Here is a 23,765-nt window from a genome sequence, read left to right on the forward strand (position 1 = left end):
GAGTCTTATTTTTTAAATATCTTTTTCAAAATAAGTCCCATTACAAACGGTACTCTGGCAATATTGTGCTGAAGTGTCTTGAACCCGTCTATTGTAAATTTGGTGTCCTCTGTCATTCCGTATTCTGAAAAATCTACTTCAGGAACCGCTTTATGTTTAAAGGTAACATTCATTAAGTTGTACTGATGGATAACCTGAATGTACATCTCTTTACTGTCTTCTACAGAAAAATTCGGGTAATGACGATAGCTGTTGTGAGCTCTTTCCTTCAGCATCGTTTTGAAGTTGTCTACACTTTCCGCTAAGCTTACAAACGGGTTTACTACGGCGTTATAAACATTTACTACCGCTTTACGGTCCGGAAGCATGGTAAGCTGGTATCCTCTTCTTAAATCTATGACCAGGTCATGAACCGGTTTGAAATGCTCCTGAACGGTTTTTATATAATCCTGATGAAGCATGTCATCATTATCCAGCTCGCTGGTAATCACAAATTTTGTATCAGGAGTGAAAAACTGTGGGATTATTTCTACAGCTTTCGTTTTCATAACATCAAAATCTTCTACAAATACCGCTTTGAAAGTTGGGTACTCTGTTTCAATTTCTTTAATGATTTTTCTAAACTTATCAGATGTATTGGTGTCGAAAAAGGTAAGCCAGACGTAGTTTTGGTTGGTCTGATTTTTATAAGAAGGGAGCACGTAAGTTCTGAATAACTTGAACCGGTCATCCAGCCATTCTTCAGTAAGCGGTTTATATCCTGAACGTGTTTCGTTCCAGCCTTTTGTAGGAACATTGAATCTTGTCATGATTACGTGTACAAATTGACTCATCTAAATAAATTTATTTTAAGTTATATAATTTACAAGGGTTTCTGCTGTATTTCTGTTTGGCAGTACCCACTCATTTGTGTAGTTTTTATGGAAATATAGTTGTCCGAAGTACATTAAACTTAAAGTTTAGCCATCTACTTTTTTTCTAAAAAGCTTGTAATAAAACCTTTTGAAAGAAAGATATTTTGCGACTACAGCCAGGGGAATCATTTTTTGAAATTCGCGTCTTTGCTGTATAAGCTGGGTGGTACGAACGTCTATGATATGATAAGCCAGCTTGTCATGTACCTCTTCACCGTAAAGTTTTTTTAAGGTAGGTAAAATTTTAAGGCGCTGCTTCATAATTTTGACCGGATCAGCAGACATATTATCGTTGACATCTTTTCGGTAATGCGCAAGAGCTTCATTGATCAGGAGAGCGTCAGGATGATCTTTGGTGATATAAATCCACATTACCCAGTCTTCACAACTGGTAAGGGTAGTGTCAAAAAGAAAACCTTCCAGAAGCTTTTTGCTTATCAAAGCACAGTGTATCGGGATGGAAAATTTAAGATCCCAATCGTATACAATTCCATCAAAGGTCAGGAAACTCTGCTCAACATTTTTATAGCCAGGAAGATGGGTTTGGTTTCTGTAGATAGTGTACTGACTTACAATCAACGGATATTCTTTGTCTCCGGAAAGGCTTTTTGAAAACTTTTCACGGTGTATCAGATCATCAGAATCCAAAAACTGTATATAATCTCCGGTAACGATTTCCAGTGCTGCATTTCTTGCAGAAGACAGACCTCCGTTTTCTTTATAAAGATATTTAAAACGGTTGTCTTTTTTTACCCATTTATCAGCTACTTCATCAGTATTATCAGGTGATCCGTCATTGACAATGATACATTCCCAATTTTCATAAGTCTGATCCAGGATAGACTGCAGACATTCATCTAAAAACTGAGCCTGTTTGTAGCAGGGGACAATAACGGATATTTTGGGATTCATTTTCATTTTTTATTCAATAGGTTTAATGTGTTTTTATTCTTCAGTCGGCCGTAAAACCACTACTTTTTATTACTTTTTCTTGGCTTTAATACTATCTGAAGTTTTCTGGCCGAAGGTACAAAATTATTTTTTCCGGTACAGAAGGGTATCTTTCAGGAGCAGCCATGTATTATCTTTTATAGATAAGATGAATAGAGTTTCTTCAGGTATTCATCAGGAGACAGACCCGCAAAAAAATCTTCTGTCAGGCTGTTGAACTCTATATTATAAAAGGAACCCTCGTTCACTGTTTCATAATCTGCATTTTTTGCAAGATGATTCTCCAGCTGAGATAAAATCTCCGGTAATGAATACTGATAAGGATAGGCCAGATTGACAATCTCATTGTTGAGGTTTTGCATATACTTCCCGACAAATGATGCAATGTCATCTGTACCAATCAGGATTCTTCTTGCATTGCTGTGAATTGTGAGCTTATTTTCAGACAGGATTGAGTTTTTAAGAAAGTTGATCAATGTGTTGGGATTTCCTCCGCGGCCTACAGCATTTCCTACTCTGAAAATAATAAAGCTTGAACAATGCTCAGCAATTATTTTTTCGATCGTCATTTTATGAAGGACATACGGGCTGTCGGTTTTGGTGGGATCATAAATACTGCATGTGGAAAAATAAATCAGCTTTTTATCCGGGTACTGGCTAATAACTGATTTCAGCAGGGATATTTCTCTTTCAAATTCAGCAGGATCCTTTTCCAGCGAATTGGAAACTCCTGATGCAAAAAAAATAACATCCTCTTTATCATAAAATCTTACGGCATTTGCCAGAATTCCACTACCAATTATCATATGCTTCTTTTCTAATTAAGATGTTTAAATGCTTCAATAGATTTAAAGTTTTTTAAAGATTTTGAAAAGTCCAAGTGTATTTCCCAATTTTGCCCATCTTGAATTTTTTACATGATTCAATTGGTTGAGTGCCTGCTCATATTTCTTTTTAGGGACATAGCTCTGAAGAAAAAGATCTTCAACACTTACGTTTCTTCTTTCTGCCATTTTAATCAATGCAACCCAGTGCCAGAACAATGCTTTTTCTGCATTTTTAGTAGTAGAGATACCACTGTCATGGATTCTGTATAAATATAAATCTTCATCTATATACTTTACCGGAGCGATTTCGCACATTTTCATGTACCAGTCTTTATCTTCAGCAATTTTTAGGAAGGGATCAATACCCGATGTTTTCTCGTAAATCTTTTTCTTAAAAGTGACGAAATGTGAAATCTCAGCATTGAAATTATAATAAGCCTGATCCAGTGCTGTAATTTGTTTTGCTTTATGAACAGACAGAGGATTAAGATTTTCATCACAACGGACAAAATTGGAGTAAACCAAACCTGCTTCCGGATGTTCAGTATGTGTTTTTAAAACAATTTCTAAAGCATGAGGTGCTAAAGCATCATCAGGGTCTAAAAAACCACATATTTCTGATTCGGCAAGATCTATTAATCTCTTTTTTGTATATCCTATTCCTCTGTTTTGGTCATTTTGATTTATTTTAAACCGGGAATCATCACCTATGATTTTTTTTATAACTTCAAGAGAGTCATCGGTAGAGCCATCATCCAAAATTACTGCTTCCCAGTCTGTTTCAGTCTGTGCAACTAAACTTTGGTAACATTTTTCAAAAAAATGTCCATTGTTATAATTGGCAATAAGTACACTGAATTTACTCATTTCGACTGTGTTTATTCAAGATTTTTTTTAATGCATTCAGATATCCGAAACCATATTTTCTATCCGGTTCCAGAATATTTCCTTCTGCCCATTCATTCCAGGATTTAACAATTAAAAACTGTTCCGGGTAGTCTTTTTTCTCTTCAAGATATTTTGCAGCTTTTTCAACCTGTTGTTCGAATATTTCCGGGGAATTATTAGCCAATATGATGCCTCTGTATCCGCTTCTTGGAGTATTGTCCCAATTAGGCAGGATACATGGATAGGTAGGAACGTTGCTTTCTTCAAACTTTAAATCATTCACTACCGCCTGGGCATCCTGAATTCTGACTTTAGGCTGTTCTTTTTTCTTAATTCCGATTAATCCTTTTATTCTGTTTTTATAATATTGAGAATGGGAGATATATTCTTTTTTGTCAATATGAGGTATCCATGCTTTCTGAAAAGCATTAGAAATCTTACTGTCATATCCCATAGATCTAAAATCAAGATCATCACGGAGTTTATTGGATGCCATAACATATAAGCCATCAAATCCGTTTTCTTTTGCAAGTTCTCTGAATTTGGAAATATAATGAGGATCTCCGTCATTCAAATGGTTGGGATCATAGATAATGAGAAGAGGTTTGTTGTCTACTTTTATATACCTTTCGTCCTTGAAGAAAGGAAGAAGATATTCGAAATGAGCAATTAAGTCCTGTTCATTAGGGTAAACCTGCTGAGCCAGAATTTTTTCTGATAATCCATGCCATATGCCCGACCATGTTTCATTGGCCCAGCAGAAGCAAAATGGGAAATCTGGTTTTCCTGATTTTAGAACATCATTGGCAACACGTTCCAACAACTGCTTGCCATTACCAAACCAGTAATGATAATAGATAAATCCGTGTACTCCATAATCTTTCGCCATCTGAGCCTGCTGTTCTCTTACTTCAGGAACGCGCAGGTCATAATATCCCAACTCTCCTGGGTGTATAGGCTGTTCGTGTCCTTCAAACAAAGGTTGGGCTTTTCCTACATTCGTCCATTCTGTAAAACCTTTTCCCCACCATTCGTCATTTTCGGGGACAGGGTGGTATTGAGGGAGGTAGAACGCAAGGGGTTTTATTTTTTTCATAATTGATTAAGAATAATGTTACCAACTTTTATAATAAACTTTTTGAAGATAATGTAGTGTGTTAAAAGTGAACTTTCCTACATTTCTTAAAATTAATTTCTCGGTAAGTGTTTTATTATCAAGTTCTCTAAGGTATTTTTTATGACCTTCAGTCAATCTGTTTTCTTTATAAGCCTCATGAATAAGTTTTAGTATTTTCTTTTTCATTTCAGGCTGTTCTTTGTGTTTCAGATAAATATCAAAAAAAGATACATCTAAAAAGTTTTTCTTTTTATGAGAGTTTGTAGCATGCATTCTATAGCTGCAGGATTTGTAGTCATCATAGATGAAATCATATTTTTGGCTTAGTCTCAGCCACATATCGTAATCTTCAAAAGTTAAAGCTTCATCCCAGCCTCCAATCTCCTTTATTATAGAAGATTTGGTTACACATGACATTGCAGGAAGAAAATTATCTTCGAGTAATGTTTTGTAAAAGTTCCCGGATTCAATAGTCAGATATCTGTGAAAATAAGGAATGAAAGTATTTTGAAAACGTATCGAATTATCATCTATTATATGAGCATTTGAAAACACCAAAGCTTCGTTAGGAGACGAATTTTCAAGAATAGCAACATGCCTTTCTATTTTATCAGACTCCATAAGGTCATCAAGAGCTATGGTAATAATATACTTACCCTTTGATATATTCAATAGTTCGTTTAATGATTTACAGATTCCTTTATTTTGAGAATGAGGAATGAACTGGATATTCAGCTGTGGATTATTTTTAATCCAGTTATTGATGACTTCTACAGAATTGTCTTTAGAACAGTCGTCACAAATCAGTATCTCAATATTACTGTATTTCTGAGATTTGAAACTTTCTAAAGATTCTGTTACAAACCGTTCCTGGTTGTAACTAAGGCATAAAATCGAAACCAGAGGCAATTCTGTCATGATATTTTACTTTATTGAATTCAAGCTTTTTTATAAGAGTTAAAAACTTTAAAATCCGTTTACAATTTCTATTACTTTTTCAATTTCTTCCTCTGTCATTACAGGGGAGATAGGCAAACTTAATACTTCTTCATGGATTTTTTCACTGATCGGGAAAGACTGATCATTCCATTCTTTATAAGCTTGCTGCTTATGAGGTGGAATAGGATAGTGTATCAGTGTCTGAACACCATTTTCAGTTAAATACTTTTGAAGTTCATCACGGTTTTCTGTTCTGATGACAAATAAATGCCAAACATGTTCGTTTTCATCAGCCGGGTTTTCCGGAAGAATTATTTTTGGGTTTGATATTTCTGTAATATACTTTTTCGCAATATTCTTTCTTACCGTATTTTCTTCATCAATATATTTTAACTTAATGTCCAAAACGGCAGCCTGAATTTCGTCCAATCTTGAATTTAACCCCTGGTAAATATTGACATATTTCTGATTAGATCCATAATTTGCCAATGCTCTGATTACTTTTGCCAAATCATCATCATTGGTTGTAATAGCTCCCGCATCACCTAATGCGCCTAGGTTTTTTCCAGGATAAAAGCTAAAACCAGCTGCATCTCCTAAGTTACCTGACTTTTTCCCGTTCCATATTGCACCGATAGCCTGAGCGTTATCTTCTATTACTTTTAGATCATGTTTTCCAGCCAGATTCTTAAGTTCTTCAGAGAAAACAGTTCTTCCGTATAAATGAACAATCAGAATTCCTTTTGTTTTTGAAGTGATTTTTCCTTCAATTTTTGTGATGTCAATATTATAATTATCAATATCAGGCTCTACAAGAACAGGAATCAGGCCATTATCTGAAATGGCAAGAATGGAAGCAATATAAGTATTGGAAGGTACAAGAATTTCATCTCCACGATCCATTATTCCCATTTCAATATATCCACGAAGAATAAGGCGTAATGCGTCCAAACCGTTAGCAACACCAATAGCATGTTTTGCTCCAATATATTGAGAAAGATTGCTTTCAAAAGATGAAAGTTCCTGCCCCATTAGATACCATCCGGAACGGAAAACCTGTGAAAGTTTTGTTTCAATTTCTTCCTGATGCTTTAAATTGATTTTTTGTAAGTCTAAAAATTTAATCATCTCTTTAATAATCTTTATTTGTGTTGATATTCAGTGTTTTGTATATTCTTTGTGATAAAATATTTCTGTATTGTTCTGTACCAAACAGTGTTAAATGATTGGTGTCATATATGTAAGGATAGTTTTCTGGAGATACTTTATCAATCTTTACATTCAACAGGTCAATATATTGATCACCCAGATAGTTTTTTAAAAAAGTATTGAATTTTTCAGTCTCTTTGATCTTCTTTTCCTCTGTATACATATTGGCATTATACTTTTTCTTGATATAGTAATATGTTGGAAAATCTATCACGTAGAAATCAGTCATGCCTATGTAAAGAGTAGGTACTTTATATTTTGAAAAATATTGTTCGGTTGTTTTAAGATTGTTTTTTATCTCTTTTTCAGGATATCCTGAATAATTAGCATTAATAATAATAAGGTCTATATTTTTGTAATATTTTGGAAAATACTCCTTGAATATATAATTGAAATACTGTACGGGATTTGGATAAATGCCTTTAGAGTTTTCCATTGGATAAGTAGCATCTGCGGTAATCTGAATAAGGTTAATATCTTTTTTATCTGCAAAGATATTATTAACTGTTTCAGAAAACATTCCTGCATGGCTGTCTCCTAAAAGAACAACATTTCTTTTATCAGATACAGGAATATCCAAATTCTGTATAATCGTTTTATAGTCCTTTTTATGAGTAAGGTGCTTGGTATCAATTTTATATTGATCTTCAGCCTTTTTGCTGTACTTATAGCTTGAAGTAATATTGATCAGATTTTTATTTTCATTCGTATAATTCTCAGCATCTACTTTTGTAATTGAGAATGAAAAAATGAATATAATCAGACTTGCTGCCAGAACAGATTTAGCTTTATTAGAATAGTTTCTTTTTTCGATTCCCTCGTAGGAAAATATGGCAAGAATAAATGAAACAAATATTGTTAGAACACGATATTTCAAACTGGTATCCACTTCAAAAAATAGGATCAATACATACAATGGCCAGTGATAGAGATACAGGGAATAAGATATATTTCCCAGGTAGGTAACTATTTTATTTTTGTACGCAATGAATTCATAATTCAGGCTGATAAGCATTGCTGTAAAAAACACCGGAATTGTTGTGTACAACGATGGCCACGAAGAGGCATGAAATAGAAAAATAAAAGATATTATCACTGAAAGGGAAATCAAAGCCAATACTAGCTTTACCTTTTTCGGAATACGTTGTATTTTGTCTTCCAATAAAAATGCAAATCCACCTAACATCATTTCCCAGGCTCTTGGATAAAAAATGTAAAAGGAAAAATCCGGGTCATAATTGCTATGAATCAGCATAGCACCAAATGAAATAAAGGCTAATGCTAAAAAGACTGCAATAAAGATATTTTTTTTGGTGGTATATAATTTCTTTAAGAGAAGTAATATGAGCGGATAGATTAAATAAAACTGCCATTCGACAGAAAGAGACCATGAATGTAATAGAAAGTTGTATTGAGAAGATGAGTCGAAGTATCCGTTATTCAGATAATAATAAATATTAGAAAAAAATAGGACACTGGAAAAAGCACTTCTAAAAAAGTTGACAATCTGCGGTTGAAGAAAAAGAAATATTACTAATGAGAAAACCGCTACTACTCCTAAAAGTGCAGGAATAATTCTAATAATTCTTCTTCTGTAAAAATCCCAGAGATTAAAGCTTCCCTTATCAAAGGATGACAAAATAATTTTGGTCATTAAAAACCCTGAAATAACAAAGAATATGTCGACACCGATAAATCCGGATTTAAACCATTGAAATTTATAATGATAGAAAAGTACTGCGAGTACTGAAAATGCACGCAGAAAAGAAATATCGTATCTGAAACTATTGTTTTTCAATTATTTTACTTAATCGTTTTCGTATCCGTTTTCTTTTTTCCATTCTTCAAAGCCTTCTTTTTCCCAAGGTAAACCTCTTGAAAAGTTATAAGGCCAAGGGTAATGGGATTTTCCTGTTTCTCTTGATTTCATTTCACGAACATCCTTGATTTTTTTTCCAGGATTCCCAAGAACTAAAGAATAATCTTCATAATTGCCCCCTACAAGAGATTGTGCACCTACCAAACAATGCTTTCCTATTACCGTTCCTGGTAATAAAACAGTACCGACTGCTATCTGAGAAAAATCTCCGATAGTAGCACCTATACATACATCTGATGGAGGAGTAGGGTCATTGGTAAATACTACATAAGGATAAATGAAAACAAAATTTCCTATGGTAGACTTTTGACCAATATGTACATTGCTGTGAAGCCAGCAGTTGTTACCAAAAGTAACATGTCCCTGTATATCTGTAACAGTCCCCAATCTGCAGTTGTTTCCGAAAACAGAGTTCTCTCTTATCGTAACCCTGTGGCCGGTAGAAAAATTATTTCCGAAACGAGAACCTGCATATAAGATAGTATGACTTCTTATCAATGCATTTTCACCGATTATTGTTTCAGGGTTTACATAATCATCTTTAAAATAATAATCATTAAGCGGTTCTCCGATAACACAATCATTAGCAATAATGGAATTATCTCCAATAACAACATTGTCATAGATTACAGTATTGTCACCTATTTTTACATTTTTGCCTATTCTGGCTTTATCGCTTATAGAAACATTTTTGTTATTAAATTTCATTTGGGTAATCTTTAAAGTCTTGATAATTTCTAAAATAGTCATCCTCATCATAAAGTTCGGATGCCAAACATAATAATACTGCGCTATGACTGAACTTTATATCTCTCCATACTAATTTAGGAATATATAAACCTGTATTGGGACTGTCTAATACGAAAACTTCTTTTTTCCCATCTTTATCTTCTGTATTGAACGTAATTGTTCCTGCTACGGCAACAATTAGTTGTTGAAGGTTTTTATGGGCGTGTCCTCCACGGCTTACATCCTGTGGGGTATAATAAGTCCAATATACTCTTTTAATATCAAAAGGTACATCTTTCTGTGCTTCAGAAATAGTGATATATCCAAGTTCGGGAGAACCTATTTTGTTTAAATTTATTATGTGAGGGCCTGTCATAAAGTTGTTTTTGATAAGACGATAAAACGAATGTTATAGGTAGTTATGGTGTTTGTACTTTATATTCAAATTGAGGTCTGGTTACTCCAGGGTAAACATACATGATGTTTCCTACTTTTACATTTTCTACTTCAAATCCAATAAAATTATCAATTCCATATAGAAGCGTTTTCTGATCTTTTCCAAAATAAAGTCTAAAATAATAATTTCCTGCATTTAGAAGCCCTGTCGGAATATCAAATTCTACAGTATATTCACCTACTTTTGCATCTCCTTTTGCTGAAACAAATTTTCCAACATGAAAAATGACTAACTCATCATAGTTTTTCAATTCAAAGGTTGTATCAAGTGTAATGTCAGGACAGTAATTATGAAAGACAAGTTTTACATGCACTCCGGAATCAATATCTAACAAGTCCCCGTTTATAGGAGATACTGAAAATTCTTTTACCCTGATATTTTCATTGCCTATAGCTTCATCAAGATTTCCGTTATAAATATAAGAGCTTTCTCTTGCGCTGCTTTTTTGATATTCTATAATTGTGCTAAGAATATCACCTTGATAATCAATTTGCCCTTGGTTTAAAAGAATTCCTTTTGTACATAATTCTTTAACGGCCGTCATATTATGACTCACAAAAAGAATTGTTCTGCCTTCTCCTCTTGTTACATCATTCATTTTTCCAAGGCATTTTTTCTGAAATTCAGCATCTCCAACTGCCAGAACTTCATCTACAATAAGAATTTCAGATTCTAAGTGCGCTGCTACAGCAAACGCAAGACGAACGTACATTCCCGAAGAATATCTTTTAACAGGAGTATCAATATATCTTTCAACCCCTGAGAAATCTACAATTTCATCAAATTTTCTCTTGATCTCCTTTCTTGTCATTCCCAGGATGGCTCCATTAAGAAAGACATTTTCCCTTCCCGTCATTTCAGGGTGGAATCCTGTTCCTACTTCCAATAGAGAGGCAATTCTTCCGTTGGTATAAATCCGCCCTGTTGTAGGTTTTGTGACTTTACTTAAAACTTTTAATAATGTAGATTTTCCTGCACCGTTTCTACCAATAATTCCTACAGCATCTCCTTTTTCGATTTCAAAATCAATATTGCGAAGAGACCATACATATTCTGAATCTCCTTTTGTAGTTCTATCGTTTGCTTCTCCAATTTTAAGATAAGGATCTTCTTTTCCTCTTACTTTATGCCAGAATCTGTTAAGGTCATGAGAAAGAGTTCCTGTCCCGACTTGTCCCAGGCGGTATTGTTTAGATATATTTTCTGCTTTTAAAGCCAGCATGTTTTTTTAATTTAAATTTTTAAAAGAAAATAATTACACGGTATCCATAAAAGTTTTTTCAACCTTATTGAATACAACAATTCCTATCATTAAAAGGATAAGAATAATACCAGTACTGATCCCAAGCATAGCAGGGGAGAAATCTCCCACACCAATCCATGCATATTTAAAACATTCAAAAATACCTGTCAAAGGATTGTAGTAAGCTAATTTTTTAAAAAATCCCGGTAATGATGAGACAGGATATATTACTGGAGTTGCATACATATATAAGCTTACCCCAAAACCCAGTAGCATTGCCAAATCTTTATATTTCGTAGTAAGGGCAGAAAATATCATTCCAACTCCTAATGCAAAAAGTGCCATCAGGAATATAAGAAATGGAGTTGCCAAAATCCAGATGTTAGGATGGGCTTCTCCTTTATTGTAATAATAAGCCCATGCAAGGATGAATAGAACAAACTGTACTCCAAATCGCATAAGGTTAGAAATGACAATAGAAAGCGGGGTAACCAGTCTTGGAAAATACACTTTTCCGAAAATTCCGGCATTTCCTGTAAAAGTAGAGGATGTAGCCAGTAAAGAGGAAGAAAAATAATTCCAAAGAGTAACGCCAGCCAGATAAAAAAGAAGAGGTGGAGCCCCATCTGTTGGGAGCTTGGCAATTCTTCCAAAAATAACCAGATATACTATAGTTGTTAGAATGGGATTAATAAAAAACCATATAGGTCCTAAAATAGTCTGCTTAAAACTGGATATAAAATCTCTTTTTACAAACATATAAACAAGATCTTTGTATTTCCAGACTTCTTTTAGCTTCAAGTCAAACAACGAATGATTTGCATCAATCGTCTCAGTCCACTTCTGTTGTGGTTCATTCATCTGTGTAAGTTTTTGCAAATTTATAATAATTAATTCTTACCGTATCTTTTCGTTTATAAATTTTCATAATAAATAAAACTAAAAATCAACAACTAATATATTGATAATTGGCGGTATGAACAAAAACTATTGGCCATAAAGCCAATAGTCTATGATTTTTATAAATTGTTTTTGTTATTTGCCGATAAGTTGTTTCAGGTATTCGCCATAGCCGCTTTTGCCGTATTTTACTGCGGTTTCAAGCAGTTTTTCTTCATTGATGAATTTGTTCCTGAACGCGATTTCTTCAATACAGCCGATTTTAAATCCTTGTCTTTTTTCTATAACACTTACAAATTCTGAAGCGTCATGAAGAGAGTCAAAAGTTCCGGTGTCCAGCCATGCAGTACCTCTGTCGAGAACAGCAACCTCAAGTTTCTCGTTTTTTAAATAGACGTTGTTGATATCGGTGATCTCCAGTTCACCTCTTGCAGAAGGCTTGATGTTTTTAGCAATTTCTACCACATCGTTATCATAAAAGTAAAGACCAGGTACTGCATAATTTGACTTAGGATTTAGAGGTTTTTCTTCAATAGAAACTGCCTTTAAGTCTTTGTCAAATTCTACCACACCATATCTTTCCGGGTCAGCAACGTGATAGGCAAAAACAACTCCTCCATTGGGATTGGTTTTATTTTTCAGTAAAGTTCCCATTTCGGAGCCATAGAAAATATTATCGCCCAGTACCAGTGCAGCAGAGTCATTGCCGATAAATTGGTCCCCTAAAATAAATGCCTGTGCTAAACCATCAGGGCTTGGCTGTACAACGTATTCTATATTACAGCCAATTTGAGAACCATCACCCAAAAGCTTGATAAAACCTTCCTGGTCGTGTGGTGTGGTGATGATCAGAATATCCTTGATTCCTGCTAAAAGAAGTGTGGAAAGCGGATAATAAATCATGGGTTTGTCATAAACAGGCATCAGCTGCTTGCTCACGGCAATCGTTAGAGGGTAAAGTCTTGTTCCGGATCCTCCGGCTAATATTATTCCTTTCATTTGGTGGTGCGTATTACGCTTATTTCTTTTGTGTTATAAGTTGAAGTTCTTTTGCTATTCAGAAGTTGTGATAAAGAATAAAAATTTATTTCAGTCTATTCTTTATTTTTCTCAATAGCCAGGTGTTTAGCTGTATTGTTTGTTATAGTAATCCTGATAATTTCCTGAAGTTACATTGTCAAGCCATTCTTTGTTTTCCAGATACCAGTCAATTGTTTTTCCCAGTCCTTCTTCAAAGGTTACTGAGGGTTTCCAGCCTAAATCTTTATTTAGCTTTGTTGCGTCAATAGCGTAACGTTTGTCATGGCCTGGTCTGTCTTTTACAAACGTAATCAGTTTTTCAGAATAGCCTGCTGGTTTTTCCAGTTTAGCATCCATTTGCTTGATCAGTTCTTTTACAAGATCAATATTCTGCCACTCATTGAATCCTCCGATATTATAAGTCTCACCAGTTTTTGCTTCCTTAAAGATTTGATGAATTGCTTTGGCGTGGTCAATTACAAATAACCAGTCTCTGGTATATTTCCCATCACCATAAATAGGAAGAGGTCTTTCGTTGATAATATTTGAAATACAAAGAGGAATCAATTTTTCAGGGAAATGATTCGGGCCGTAATTATTTGAACAATTGGAAACGATGAACGGCATTCCGTATGTATTTCCGTAAGCTCTTACCAAATGATCGGAAGCTGCTTTTGAAGCAGAATATGGAGATTGTGGGTCGTATGCAGTTGTTTCTAAAAAGAATCCTGTTTCACCCAGACTTCCATATACTTCGTCAGTGGAAATATGGTAAAAGAGGTTGGTTCTTTTTTCATCTGGAAATCTCCCATGAGTGTGATCCGGGTTTAATGTCCAGAACTCTTTACAAAGATTCAGAAGATTAGCGGTTCCGTTTACATTGGTGTTAATAAAGGCCATAGGATCAGTAATACTTCTGTCTACATGACTTTCTGCGGCTAAATGTACAACAGCATCCGGATTGTATTTTTCAAAAACTCTTCTAAGTTCTTCCGGGTTTGTGATATCTGCTTTTTCGAAAACATAATTAGGTTCATTTTCAATGTCCTTTAAGTTTTCAAGATTTCCGGCGTAGGTAAGAGCATCAAGGTTGATGATCGTGGTATTCGGATTGTTTTTCACAAATTCTCTTACAACATGGGAGCCGATGAAGCCGGCGCCTCCTGTAATGATAATGTTTTTCATTTATTTATTTTGAGATGGTCTTTCTTCCTATACTTTTATAATGAAATCCGTTTTGTTCAGGGATTTCCAATGGGTACATATTTCTGCCGTCAAAAATGACTTTGTTTTTCATTTTTTTAGCCATAAGCTCAAAATTAGGATTTTTAAACTCTGGCCATTCTGTAGCAATAAATAATGCATCAACGTCTTCCAGTGCATCATACATCCCTTTGGCATATTGTATTTTGCTGCCCAGGAGTTTCTGAACATTGCTTTCTGCAACAGCATCATATGCTATAATGTTTGCCCCTTTCTCCAGTAAAAGAGCAATATTGTCTAAAGATGAAGCCTCTCTGATATCATCTGTATTTGCTTTGAAGGCAAGTCCCCACATTGCAATTTTCTTTCCTTCTATATTGCCACCAAAATATTTCTCAATTTCAGACACTAAAATTACTTTTTGTGTGGTATTTACATTTTCAGTAGCTTCAAGAATCTGAAAATTAAAATCTTCCTGTTTTCCGGATTTTATAAGAGCTTTTACATCTTTAGGAAAACAGCTTCCTCCATATCCGATTCCCGGGAATAAGAATCTATGCCCGATTCTGTCATCACTACCCATTCCTAATCTTACCTTATCTACATCTGCGCCTACTTTTTCGCAGTAGTTTGCAATTTCGTTCATAAAGGTAATCTTTACAGCTAAAAATGAGTTCGCAGCATATTTTGTAAGCTCCGATGATTTCTCATCCATAAAGATGATTGGAATTCCCGTATTGGTAAAAGGCTGGTAAATTTTAGACATGATGTCTTTTGCTCTTTCTGAGCTGGCACCTACCACTACTCTTGAGGGATTCATAGAGTCTTCAACGGCAAAACCTTCTCTTAAAAATTCAGGATTTGAAACTACATCAAAAGGGAGGCTTGTTTTGGAAGAGATTGTTTCTCTTACCCTGTCCGCAGTTCCTACAGGAACCGTACTTTTATTGACGACAACTTTGTATTCTGTCATCATCTCGCCAATGTTGTTGGCTACCTGAAGTACATAAGATAAATCTGCAGAGCCGTCTTCTCCCGGAGGAGTTGGTAATGCCAGATATATTACTTCGCTTTTGTCTAAGGCTTCTTTAAGATCGGTAGTGAAAAATAATCTTTCAGACTGAATGTTTCTTAAAAACATCTCTTCAAGGTTCGGCTCATAGATGGGAACAATGCCGTTTTTCAAACCTTCTACTTTTTTTTCATCAATATCAACACAGTATACTGAATTGCCAAGTTCTGCCAGAGTAGTTCCTGTAACTAGTCCTACATAACCTGTTCCTACAATCGTTATATTCAAAATGTTTGTTTTAAAATTCTAAAGACAAAAGTAATAAAAATCCTGTGACATATTCCTTTAATTTATTGTAAATGAATCTGACGCTATTTGCTTGATACTTAAGATAATTTTGTGTTTTTGGAAAAAATGCGTATATTTGCAATGGATTTACGGGAAAAAATGGGAAGGCTTCGGAAGAAAGCCTTTTTTCGTACTGTAAATCAAGATAAAATTATATGGAGTTTAGAAAAAGAATTGACGAATTGTTAAATGAATTCCTTGAGACCAGAAAAGATCTGTTTCTTATTGATCTTAAAATTTCTGCAGGGGATGATATTACAGTAATTTTAGATGGTGATAACGGAGTTTCACTGCAGGATTGCCTTGATGCAAGCCGTGCAATAGAATTCAATATGGATCGTGAAGAGCATGACTTCAGCCTTCAGGTGATGTCTGCCGGATTGAGCGAGCCATTATCCACACCAAGACAGTTCGGTAAAAACATTGGAAGAGAGATTGAGGTGATGTTGGAGGATTCTTCTAAAATAGAAGGAGAATTGTCAAAAGTAGATGATGAAAAGATCACACTTACTTTGCGTTACCGTAAGCCGAAAGATATCGGAAAAGGAAAAGTAGATGTAGAAGAGGAGAAAGAGATTTCTTACTCCGAAATCAAGAAAGCATTAGTAGTAATTAAATTTTAAAAAGAAAAAAGAATAGATGGATAATATAGCGTTGATTGAATCCTTTGGTGATTTTAAAGACGAAAAGGGGATCAGTAAAATTGATCTTATGGCAATTATTGAAGATTCACTGAAGACTCTTTTGAGAAAAAGATTTGATTCAGATGATCATTTTGATGTGATTGTAAACCCGGATAAAGGAGATTTTCAGATATTTTTAAATAAAACAATTGTAGAAGACGAAATGTCTGAAGATGATGATTTGGAAATTGAAATTTCTGAAGCAAAGAAGATTGACCCTACCTTCGAAGTAGGTGAGGACTTTACAATGGAAATTCCTGTTGCACAGTTGGGAAGAAGAAATATTCTTACCCTTAAGCAGATTCTGGCTACAAAACTTCAGGAGCACAATAATGCAATGCTGTACGAGCAGTTTAGAGATAAAATTGGGGAAATTGTTGTTGGTGAAATCCACCATATCCGTCACAAGCATGTGATTCTGTTGGATGATGAAGGAAATGAATTTATTTTACCAAAAGAAAACCAGATCCCATCCGATTTCTTTAAAAAGGGTGAGAATATCAGAGCTATTGTTGAAACAGTAGACTTTAAAGGTTCTAAACCGCAGATTATTATTTCCAGAACTGCACCTAAATTCCTTGAGAAATTATTAGAGCTGGAAATTCCTGAGATCCAGGACGGAACAATTATGCTTAAAAAAGTAGTAAGAATTCCTGGTGAAAAGGCGAAGATTGCAGTGGATGCTTATGATGACAGAATTGATCCGGTAGGTGCCTGTGTAGGTGTTAAGGGATCCAGAATTCATGGGGTTGTAAGAGAGTTGAGAAATGAGAACATCGATGTTATTCAGTGGTCTAAAAACCCTGAGATTTTGGTGAAGAGAGCTTTAGGAAACGTTACTGTCAATAAAATTGACATCAATGAGGATCAAAACTATGCATTAGTATATACTCCTGTTGAAGAGATTTCTAAAGTAATTGGAAAACAAGGACAGAATATTAGACTGGCTTCTTGGTTGTCAGGATATGAAATTGATGTATACAGAGAGTCCAGCGAGGATGACGATGTTGAATTGAGAGAATTTAATGACGATATCGAGCAGTGGATTTTGGATGAGTTTAAGAAAGTAGGACTTACAACTGCAAAATCAGTATTGGATAAAGAAACTGAAAGTCTTTTAAATATGGTAGACCTTGAAGAAGAAACAATCGAAGAGGTAAAACGTATTTTGAGAGAAGAATTTGAAGATTAAGATTTAAATAAATTTTAATAAACAGTAAAAAGGAAATACTTTAATTTTAAAAATTAAAAAACAGTAAATAATATAGATGCCAAAAATTAGATTAAATAAAGCGGTTAAGGAATTTAACATTTCGATGTCCAGATTAGTAGAGTTTTTACAGTCAAGGGGTTTCGAGGTTGAAAGCAATCCTAACGCTCAATTGGAAGAATCGGCATATTCTGCATTGGAGGCTGAGTTTGCTAAGGATGGCGAACAAAGAAAGGCTTCCCATGAGGTGGTGATCACTAAAGTTCCGGAAGAAAAACTGGAAATTGAAGAAAAGAAAACCCCTGAAGTGATAAGAGCTAAAGCAAATAAACCAGAAACTAGAATTTTAGGTAAAATAGATTTAGAACCTAAGAAGCCTGAAGTTGAGGAAGCTCCTGAAGCTCCTGTGGCTCCTGTTGCGACACCGGTTGAAGAAAAGAAAGAAGAAATCGTGAAAGAAGAACAGCCGGAAGTTAAAACAGCTCCTGAAAAACAGGAATTCAAAGTTTTGGATAAAATTGATTTGTCTCAAATAGAATCTAGAAACAGACCTGTGAAAAAAGACAAGCCAAAAATGGAGGAGAAAAAAGAAGAAGTTAAACCTGTGGAACCAGTAAAAGAAACTCCAAAACCTGCTGTTGTAGAGGAGAAAAAAGTGGAAACTCCAAAAGTAGAAGCTGAGCCTGAATCTCAGGAGCCTCAGAAAATTGAGACAGTGTATCAAAAACTTGACGGTCCTAAGATCGTGGGAGAAAAGATCGACTTGACTCAATTTGCACCAAAACCAGGTTCTGGAGCAAAAAAGAAAAGAAAGAGAATTGAAAAACCTGGTGGCCAGAATAACCAACAAGGTCAGGGGAACAATCAAAACTCAGGAAATAATAACCAAGGCGGACAAGGTCAAGGGCAAGGAGGAAACCGTCCACATAATAACAATGGTGGACAAGGAGGAAACCGTCAAGGTCAGGGAGGACAAGGAAATCGTCCTCAAGGTCAGGGCGGCCAAGGCCAGGGCGGAAACCGTTTTGGAAATAACCAAGGTGGTGGAAACCGTCAGGGACAAGGTGGAGGCGGCTTCAAAAAAGGCGGCCAGAACAACAGACCTGGACAAAGAGTTATGCCAGTTGAGCTGACTGACGAGCAAGTTAAAAACCAGATCAAAGAAACATTAGAAAAGCTTACTAATAAAGGAGGTAAATCTAAATCTGCAAAACACAGAAAAGACAAAAGAACTTTCCGTAGAGAGCAGGATGAGCGTCAGCAGGAGCTTGAAGCACAAGACAGAACTCTTAAAGTAACAGAATTCATCACTGTAGGTGAATTGGCAAGTTTGATGAACGTTTCTCCAACTGAAGTAATTTCTGCTTGTTTCTCACTAGGGGTAATGGTTACCATGAACCAAAGACTTGAAGCTGATACTTTATTATTGGTAGCAGATGAGTTTGGTTATAAAATTGAATTCTCGGATGCTGACCTTGAAGAAGGCGATAGCGAAGATGAAATCGACAGCGAAGAAAGCTTGGTGTCAAGAGCACCGGTAGTTACTGTAATGGGACACGTTGACCATGGTAAAACTTCATTATTGGATTATGTTAGAAAAACTAACGTAATTGCAGGTGAATCTGGAGGTATTACTCAGCACATTGGTGCTTATAACGTGAAACTGGAAAACGGTCAGAGAATTACATTCTTAGATACTCCTGGTCACGAAGCCTTTACGGCAATGAGAGCGAGAGGTGCACAGATCACGGATATTGCGATTATTGTAATTGCTGCCGATGATGATGTTATGCCACAAACGAAAGAAGCAATTGCTCACGCTCAAGCTGCACAGGTACCAATGATTATTGCAATCAATAAAGTTGATAAACCAAATGCAAACCCTGATAACATTCGTCAGCAACTTTCAGGCTTAAACCCTCCGGTTTTAGTTGAAGAATGGGGAGGAAATGTTCAGGCGCAGGAAATTTCAGCGAAGTTTGGTAATAATGTAGATGTATTATTGGAGAAAGTTTTATTACAAGCTGAAATGCTTGAACTAAAAGCAAATCCTGACCGTTCAGCAAACGGTGTTGTTATTGAAGCGTCTTTAGATAAAGGTAGAGGTTATGTTGCTACAATGCTAGTACAAACCGGAACCTTAAGAGTAGGAGACTATGTAGTAGCGGGTAAAAATCATGGTAAAGTAAAAGCTTTACTTGATGAAAGAGGGAAAAACCTTGTGGAAGCGGGGCCTTCAATTCCTGCAACAATCTTAGGTTTGGACGGAGCGCCAACAGCTGGTGATAAATTCCGTGTATATGCTGACGAAAGTGAAGGTAAGGCTATTGCTAACAAGAGAGAGCAGCTTCAGAGAGAACTTTCTATCAGAACGAAAAAACATACAACGCTTGAAGAATTAGGAAGACGTATTGCTTTAGGAGAATTCAAAGAATTGAATATTATTCTTAAAGGTGACGTGGATGGTTCTGTGGAAGCACTTTCCGATCAGTTACAAAGATTGTCAACAGAGGAAATCAGCGTGAAAATTCTTCACTCAGGTGTAGGACAGATCACTGAATCTGATATCAATTTAGCAGCAGCATCAGATGCAATTATCATTGGATTCAACGTGAGAGCAGGTGCTAACGCAAAAGAGCTTGCAGACCGTGAGGAAATTGAAATCAGAACGTACTCTGTAATTTATAAAGCTATAGATGAGGTAAAAGAAGCAATGGAAGGAATGCTTTCTCCGGAAATTCAGGAGCAGGTAATAGGTAATGTTGAAATCCGTGAGGTATTCAAGATTTCTAAAGTTGGTTCCATTGCCGGATGTATGGTTCTTACCGGAAAAGTTACAAGACAATCAAAAGTACGTCTATTAAGAGATGGAATTGTTAAATTTGACGGTGAACTTGAAAGCTTGAAGCGTTTCAAAGATGATGTTAAAGAAGTCACAAAAGGCTACGAATGTGGTCTGAATCTAAAAGGTTATAATGACATCGAAATCGGAGATATTCTTGAAGTTTACGAAGAAGTAGCAGTTAAGAAGAAACTGAAATAAATATATCCTAAATATGTGAAAACCACTTTTTTATAAAGTGGTTTTTTTATTTTTATACCCTGGTAATTTATAACCATTCTAAATAATTTTTTTTAAATTATTAATAATTTGTTAAAGCGAATTAAAAGTAAAAAAAAACTATTTTTTATGTAATAAAAACAGTCTATAATTATTGAATCTTATTTGTTTTGTTTAAAATTTCAACGAAATATCAAAAAAAAGCGTAGTTTAAACAGTGGTTTAATTTGTGGATGTTAATATTTATTAACATATTTGCCCATTAAATATATTAAAATTTGTTAATATGAATGTTAAATTACGTGTATTGAGTGCTGGCGCGCTGTTTTTCTTTGGAGGAATGGTTATTGCACAGCAGACAACAACTAAGAAAAAGGACACGGTAAAAAAAGAAACATCAATTGATGAAGTAGTTTTGCTAGGTTACTCAAAAAGTATCACAAAGCCTAAATCAACTGTTGCTTCTAATACTGTTGGGGAGGTATTCTTCGAGAACAGACCAAATGTCAATATGTTAACTTCCTTACAGGGATCGGCACCAGGGGTAATTATGAACGGTGGTTCTGGTAGCCCGGGTTCTGCTAAGTTTAGCTTATTGATTCGTGGTACCAGTTCTATTAATGGTAACACAGATGCCTTAATTGTTATCGATGATATTCCATCAAATGCTTCAGAATATAGAAACTTGAACCCTAATGATATAGAGTCAACTACTATTTTGAAGGATGCTGCAGCAACTGCCGTATATGGTAACCGTGGTGCTAACGGAGTTGTAGTTATCAGAACAAAAAGAGGTAAATATAACAGTGGATTTAAGCTTTCCTATACAGGAATGACAGGTATGTCACTAAGACCGCTTGATAAATATAATCTTGCCAATACGGAACAGTATATGGGGATTATGAAATTATACGGTTTCTCTGATACCAACTCTGAATATATTAAGGCTAAAGACGCTTTAGCTAAGGGGATTAATACAAATTGGAAAGATTACTTCTTTAAGCCAGAGATGTTCCAGTCTCATGACGTAGCGCTTTCAACAGGTGGAGCAAATGTGTCTTCTTATAACTCTTTTGGTTATATGGAACAAGGAGGAGCTGTACCAACTACGGATTTCAAGAGATTTACTGTTAGATCAAACATTCAGGCTAAATCTAAAGATAATAAGCTAAACGTTAACTCACAGATTGCTCTTGCCTTCTCAAGAAGAAACGAATTAAACGAAGAGACCAATACTGGTATTAGAAATAACTCTGTACAGAACCCGCTTCTTGGGGTTCTGATGGGCTTACCATATTTGTCTCCGACTAGATATGCTAACGGACAGGAGTTATTTAATTCTATTGGAACCAATTTTAATAATGGTAATAATATCTATGTATTACAAAACCTTCTAACAAGAGGAAATCTTCCAAACATGGTAGATCAGGTATCTATCGGTGCAAACTTAGGAGCGTCTTATAATATTAATAAAAACTTTACCATTAGTAATAAGTTAGGTATTGATTACAGACAAAGTGATAGAATTACCGGTAGAGCTCCTTGGGCATATTTGGCTTTAGCAACACAAGGAACGGCTAAATATACAGGTTTTGAAGATCAGGTAACGACAAGAGACTTAACGATCAACAATGTAATTTCAGCTTTATATAGCGGGAAATTAGGTGAACACTCTGTGGATGCTTCCGTGAACATGGAATATAACAAAGTAAATTACAGATCCACATCGAGAAGACAAAACGGATTGGATCCAAGAACTTATGTGCCAGGTTCGGGTACAGGATACGTACCATTTGATAACACTGCAACATCTCCTTATATCCCTTCTGTAAGCGCTTCAAGAGTTACAGCGGGAACAATAGCTGTATTTGGAACCCTTAACTATGACTACGCTGGAAGATTTGGTTTCAGTGGTACGTTAAGAAGAGATGCATCTTACCGATTTGTCGGAGAAAACAGATGGGCAACGTATTGGTCTGTAGCAGGTAGATGGAATATTGATAAAGAAAGCTTCATGGAAGGATCTACATTCAATACTCTTAAACTAAGAGCTTCTTATGGTACAAATGGTAACCAGAATATTATTGCCGCTACTCCAGGTTCAAACCCTTTATTGACAGCTAGCCAGATTGTAAGAGACTTATATACATCTCCTACAGGATATGGTAACGCTCTTGGATTAGGTTTTGCCTATGGAAACCCGTTAGTACAATGGGAAGATGTAGCTCAGGCGAACATTGGATTAGACTTCACTTTACTTAATAATAAATTGGAGGGTACTCTTGATGTGTACCAGAAGAAAACCACAAATCTATTCAGTACGATCCCAGTTTCTGGGGTGTCAGGTTCTTATGCAGTAAATGGTAACAATGGAGCTATGACAAACAAAGGTATTGAACTTGGATTACGTTATAATGTTATCAAAACCAATGATTTTACTTTCAGTGTATTTGCGAATGGTTCTTATAACAATAACAAGATTAATGAATTTACAATTAACGGAGATCCAGAACCAGGTACAACGGTTAACATGGCGGGTCATACTCTAAGTGAGTGGTATGTATATAAATATGCAGGAGTTAACAAGAGTAACGGTAACTTACTATTCTATTCTAAAGACGGCGGGGTTACAGAAGCTCCAAAAGTGGAAGATGCACAATTCCTTAATGTAAGTCCAATTCCTAAATATGCAGGAAGTTTTGGTTTTGAAACAAACTACAAAGGATTCTTCGTTGATGGATTATTCACATTCCAAAAAGGTGTTAAGAAATTTGATAATGCTCTTTACTGGCTAGCAAATCCTGAAGGATTAGGATCTAGTGCTGTTGGATCTTCAAACATGTCTACGGATCTATTGGGAGCGTGGACTCCTCAAAATCAAAATTCTGATATTCCAAGCTTAAGAGCTACAAACTGGGGATATACAGCAGATTCAGATTATTTTATTAAAGATGCTTCATTCTTGAAAATCAGATCTTTTACAATAGGATACCAACTTCAAAAAGAGCAGTTACAGAATTTGCCAATTACAGGACTTAGAATTTATGTACAAGGAGAAAACCTTTATACGTGGACAAAATGGAGAGGTTTCGATCCTGAACCAATTACAGGATCCAACTTAAGTGTATACCCTAACCCAAGAATGTATACTGTAGGGGTGAAAATTGATTTCTAA

General features: G+C 35.4%; 19 protein-coding genes. 4 read left to right on the plus strand and 15 right to left on the minus strand.

What is annotated here, in order from left to right; all coding sequences use genetic code 11:
- Window positions 1–5 precede the first annotated feature (5 nt).
- The 15 genes from KIK00_RS17090 to KIK00_RS17160 all read right to left on the minus strand — a co-directional run bounded on the left by KIK00_RS17090 (window position 6) and on the right by KIK00_RS17160 (window position 15,576).
- Window positions 6–833, minus strand: a complete 828-nt coding sequence (locus KIK00_RS17090; RefSeq protein WP_180565003.1) for a glycosyltransferase — start codon at window positions 831–833, stop codon at window positions 6–8.
- Between the two features lie 126 nt (window positions 834–959).
- A complete protein-coding gene (locus KIK00_RS17095) occupies window positions 960–1,826 on the minus strand; it encodes a glycosyltransferase family 2 protein (RefSeq protein WP_255813568.1) in 867 nt (288 codons plus the stop codon).
- Window positions 1,827–2,002: 176 nt separating this feature from the next.
- Complete coding sequence (locus KIK00_RS17100) at window positions 2,003–2,671, minus strand: NAD-dependent epimerase/dehydratase family protein (RefSeq protein WP_255813569.1); 669 nt, start codon at window positions 2,669–2,671, stop codon at window positions 2,003–2,005.
- 42 nt (window positions 2,672–2,713) lie between these two features.
- Window positions 2,714–3,559 carry a glycosyltransferase gene (locus tag KIK00_RS17105; RefSeq protein WP_255813570.1) on the minus strand — a complete coding sequence of 282 codons (846 nt, stop codon included), beginning with the start codon at window positions 3,557–3,559 and terminating at the stop codon, window positions 2,714–2,716.
- Entirely contained in the window at window positions 3,552–4,676 is a 1,125-nt protein-coding gene (locus KIK00_RS17110; protein WP_255813571.1) for a glycoside hydrolase family 99-like domain-containing protein, read from the minus strand. Before KIK00_RS17110 ends, KIK00_RS17105 begins: the two co-directional genes overlap by 8 nt.
- Before the next feature lie 18 nt (window positions 4,677–4,694).
- Entirely contained in the window at window positions 4,695–5,615 is a 921-nt protein-coding gene (locus KIK00_RS17115) for a glycosyltransferase (RefSeq protein ID WP_255813572.1), read from the minus strand.
- Between the two features lie 48 nt (window positions 5,616–5,663).
- Complete coding sequence (locus KIK00_RS17120; protein ID WP_255813573.1) at window positions 5,664–6,764, minus strand: DegT/DnrJ/EryC1/StrS aminotransferase family protein; 1,101 nt, start codon at window positions 6,762–6,764, stop codon at window positions 5,664–5,666.
- Window positions 6,765–6,768: 4 nt separating this feature from the next.
- The gene (locus KIK00_RS17125; protein WP_255813574.1) at window positions 6,769–8,643 is read right to left on the minus strand and encodes an acyltransferase family protein; all 1,875 of its coding nucleotides are present in this window, start codon (window positions 8,641–8,643) and stop codon (window positions 6,769–6,771) included.
- 9 nt (window positions 8,644–8,652) lie between these two features.
- Window positions 8,653–9,432: an acyltransferase gene (locus KIK00_RS17130; protein WP_255813576.1), complete on the minus strand. Its 780-nt coding sequence runs from the start codon at window positions 9,430–9,432 to the stop codon at window positions 8,653–8,655.
- Window positions 9,422–9,829, minus strand: a complete 408-nt coding sequence (locus KIK00_RS17135) for an FdtA/QdtA family cupin domain-containing protein (RefSeq protein ID WP_047376502.1) — start codon at window positions 9,827–9,829, stop codon at window positions 9,422–9,424. Before KIK00_RS17135 ends, KIK00_RS17130 begins: the two co-directional genes overlap by 11 nt.
- A 43-nt stretch (window positions 9,830–9,872) precedes the next feature.
- Window positions 9,873–11,132: an ABC transporter ATP-binding protein gene (locus tag KIK00_RS17140; protein ID WP_213277819.1), complete on the minus strand. Its 1,260-nt coding sequence runs from the start codon at window positions 11,130–11,132 to the stop codon at window positions 9,873–9,875.
- Window positions 11,133–11,165: 33 nt separating this feature from the next.
- Window positions 11,166–12,014: an ABC transporter permease gene (locus KIK00_RS17145; RefSeq protein ID WP_255813577.1), complete on the minus strand. Its 849-nt coding sequence runs from the start codon at window positions 12,012–12,014 to the stop codon at window positions 11,166–11,168.
- 174 nt (window positions 12,015–12,188) lie between these two features.
- A complete protein-coding gene (gene rfbA / locus KIK00_RS17150) occupies window positions 12,189–13,052 on the minus strand; it encodes a glucose-1-phosphate thymidylyltransferase RfbA (RefSeq protein ID WP_255813578.1) in 864 nt (287 codons plus the stop codon).
- Between the two features lie 126 nt (window positions 13,053–13,178).
- Window positions 13,179–14,258, minus strand: a complete 1,080-nt coding sequence (rfbB, locus tag KIK00_RS17155) for a dTDP-glucose 4,6-dehydratase (protein WP_255813579.1) — start codon at window positions 14,256–14,258, stop codon at window positions 13,179–13,181.
- Window positions 14,259–14,262: 4 nt separating this feature from the next.
- Window positions 14,263–15,576, minus strand: coding sequence for a UDP-glucose/GDP-mannose dehydrogenase family protein (locus tag KIK00_RS17160; RefSeq protein ID WP_255813580.1), 1,314 nt, complete (start codon window positions 15,574–15,576; stop codon window positions 14,263–14,265).
- Between the two features lie 215 nt (window positions 15,577–15,791).
- On the opposite strand from KIK00_RS17160, the gene rimP reads away from it, so the two are divergent.
- From rimP to KIK00_RS17180, 4 genes are all read left to right on the plus strand, one after another.
- A complete protein-coding gene (rimP, locus tag KIK00_RS17165; protein ID WP_255813581.1) occupies window positions 15,792–16,259 on the plus strand; it encodes a ribosome assembly cofactor RimP in 468 nt (155 codons plus the stop codon).
- Between the two features lie 16 nt (window positions 16,260–16,275).
- Window positions 16,276–17,511, plus strand: coding sequence for a transcription termination factor NusA (nusA, locus tag KIK00_RS17170; RefSeq protein ID WP_047097519.1), 1,236 nt, complete (start codon window positions 16,276–16,278; stop codon window positions 17,509–17,511).
- 76 nt (window positions 17,512–17,587) lie between these two features.
- A complete protein-coding gene (gene infB, locus KIK00_RS17175) occupies window positions 17,588–20,572 on the plus strand; it encodes a translation initiation factor IF-2 (RefSeq protein WP_255813582.1) in 2,985 nt (994 codons plus the stop codon).
- Between the two features lie 304 nt (window positions 20,573–20,876).
- A complete protein-coding gene (locus KIK00_RS17180) occupies window positions 20,877–23,765 on the plus strand; it encodes a SusC/RagA family TonB-linked outer membrane protein (protein WP_255813583.1) in 2,889 nt (962 codons plus the stop codon).

Origin of the sequence: Chryseobacterium sp. MA9 (genome assembly GCF_024399315.1) — a bacterium.
In the GTDB taxonomy this organism is placed as follows: domain Bacteria; phylum Bacteroidota; class Bacteroidia; order Flavobacteriales; family Weeksellaceae; genus Chryseobacterium.

Bases quoted from the DNA above. Each gene is read 5' to 3' on its own strand.
- KIK00_RS17090 (WP_180565003.1), bottom strand. From the start codon at position 833: ATGAGTCAATTTGTACACGTAATCATGACAAGATTCAATGTTCCTACA.
- KIK00_RS17095 (WP_255813568.1), bottom strand. From the start codon at position 1,826: ATGAATCCCAAAATATCCGTTATTGTCCCCTGCTACAAACAGGCTCAG.
- KIK00_RS17100 (WP_255813569.1), bottom strand. From the start codon at position 2,671: ATGATAATTGGTAGTGGAATTCTGGCAAATGCCGTAAGATTTTATGAT.
- KIK00_RS17105 (WP_255813570.1), bottom strand. From the start codon at position 3,559: ATGAGTAAATTCAGTGTACTTATTGCCAATTATAACAATGGACATTTT.
- KIK00_RS17110 (WP_255813571.1), bottom strand. From the start codon at position 4,676: ATGAAAAAAATAAAACCCCTTGCGTTCTACCTCCCTCAATACCACCCT.
- KIK00_RS17115 (WP_255813572.1), bottom strand. From the start codon at position 5,615: ATGACAGAATTGCCTCTGGTTTCGATTTTATGCCTTAGTTACAACCAG.
- KIK00_RS17120 (WP_255813573.1), bottom strand. From the start codon at position 6,764: ATGATTAAATTTTTAGACTTACAAAAAATCAATTTAAAGCATCAGGAA.
- KIK00_RS17130 (WP_255813576.1), bottom strand. From the start codon at position 9,432: ATGAAATTTAATAACAAAAATGTTTCTATAAGCGATAAAGCCAGAATA.
- KIK00_RS17135 (WP_047376502.1), bottom strand. From the start codon at position 9,829: ATGACAGGCCCTCACATAATAAATTTAAACAAAATAGGTTCTCCCGAA.
- KIK00_RS17140 (WP_213277819.1), bottom strand. From the start codon at position 11,132: ATGCTGGCTTTAAAAGCAGAAAATATATCTAAACAATACCGCCTGGGA.
- KIK00_RS17145 (WP_255813577.1), bottom strand. From the start codon at position 12,014: ATGAATGAACCACAACAGAAGTGGACTGAGACGATTGATGCAAATCAT.
- rfbA (WP_255813578.1), bottom strand. From the start codon at position 13,052: ATGAAAGGAATAATATTAGCCGGAGGATCCGGAACAAGACTTTACCCT.
- rfbB (WP_255813579.1), bottom strand. From the start codon at position 14,258: ATGAAAAACATTATCATTACAGGAGGCGCCGGCTTCATCGGCTCCCAT.
- rimP (WP_255813581.1), top strand. From the start codon at position 15,792: ATGGAGTTTAGAAAAAGAATTGACGAATTGTTAAATGAATTCCTTGAG.
- nusA (WP_047097519.1), top strand. From the start codon at position 16,276: ATGGATAATATAGCGTTGATTGAATCCTTTGGTGATTTTAAAGACGAA.
- infB (WP_255813582.1), top strand. From the start codon at position 17,588: ATGCCAAAAATTAGATTAAATAAAGCGGTTAAGGAATTTAACATTTCG.
- KIK00_RS17180 (WP_255813583.1), top strand. From the start codon at position 20,877: ATGAATGTTAAATTACGTGTATTGAGTGCTGGCGCGCTGTTTTTCTTT.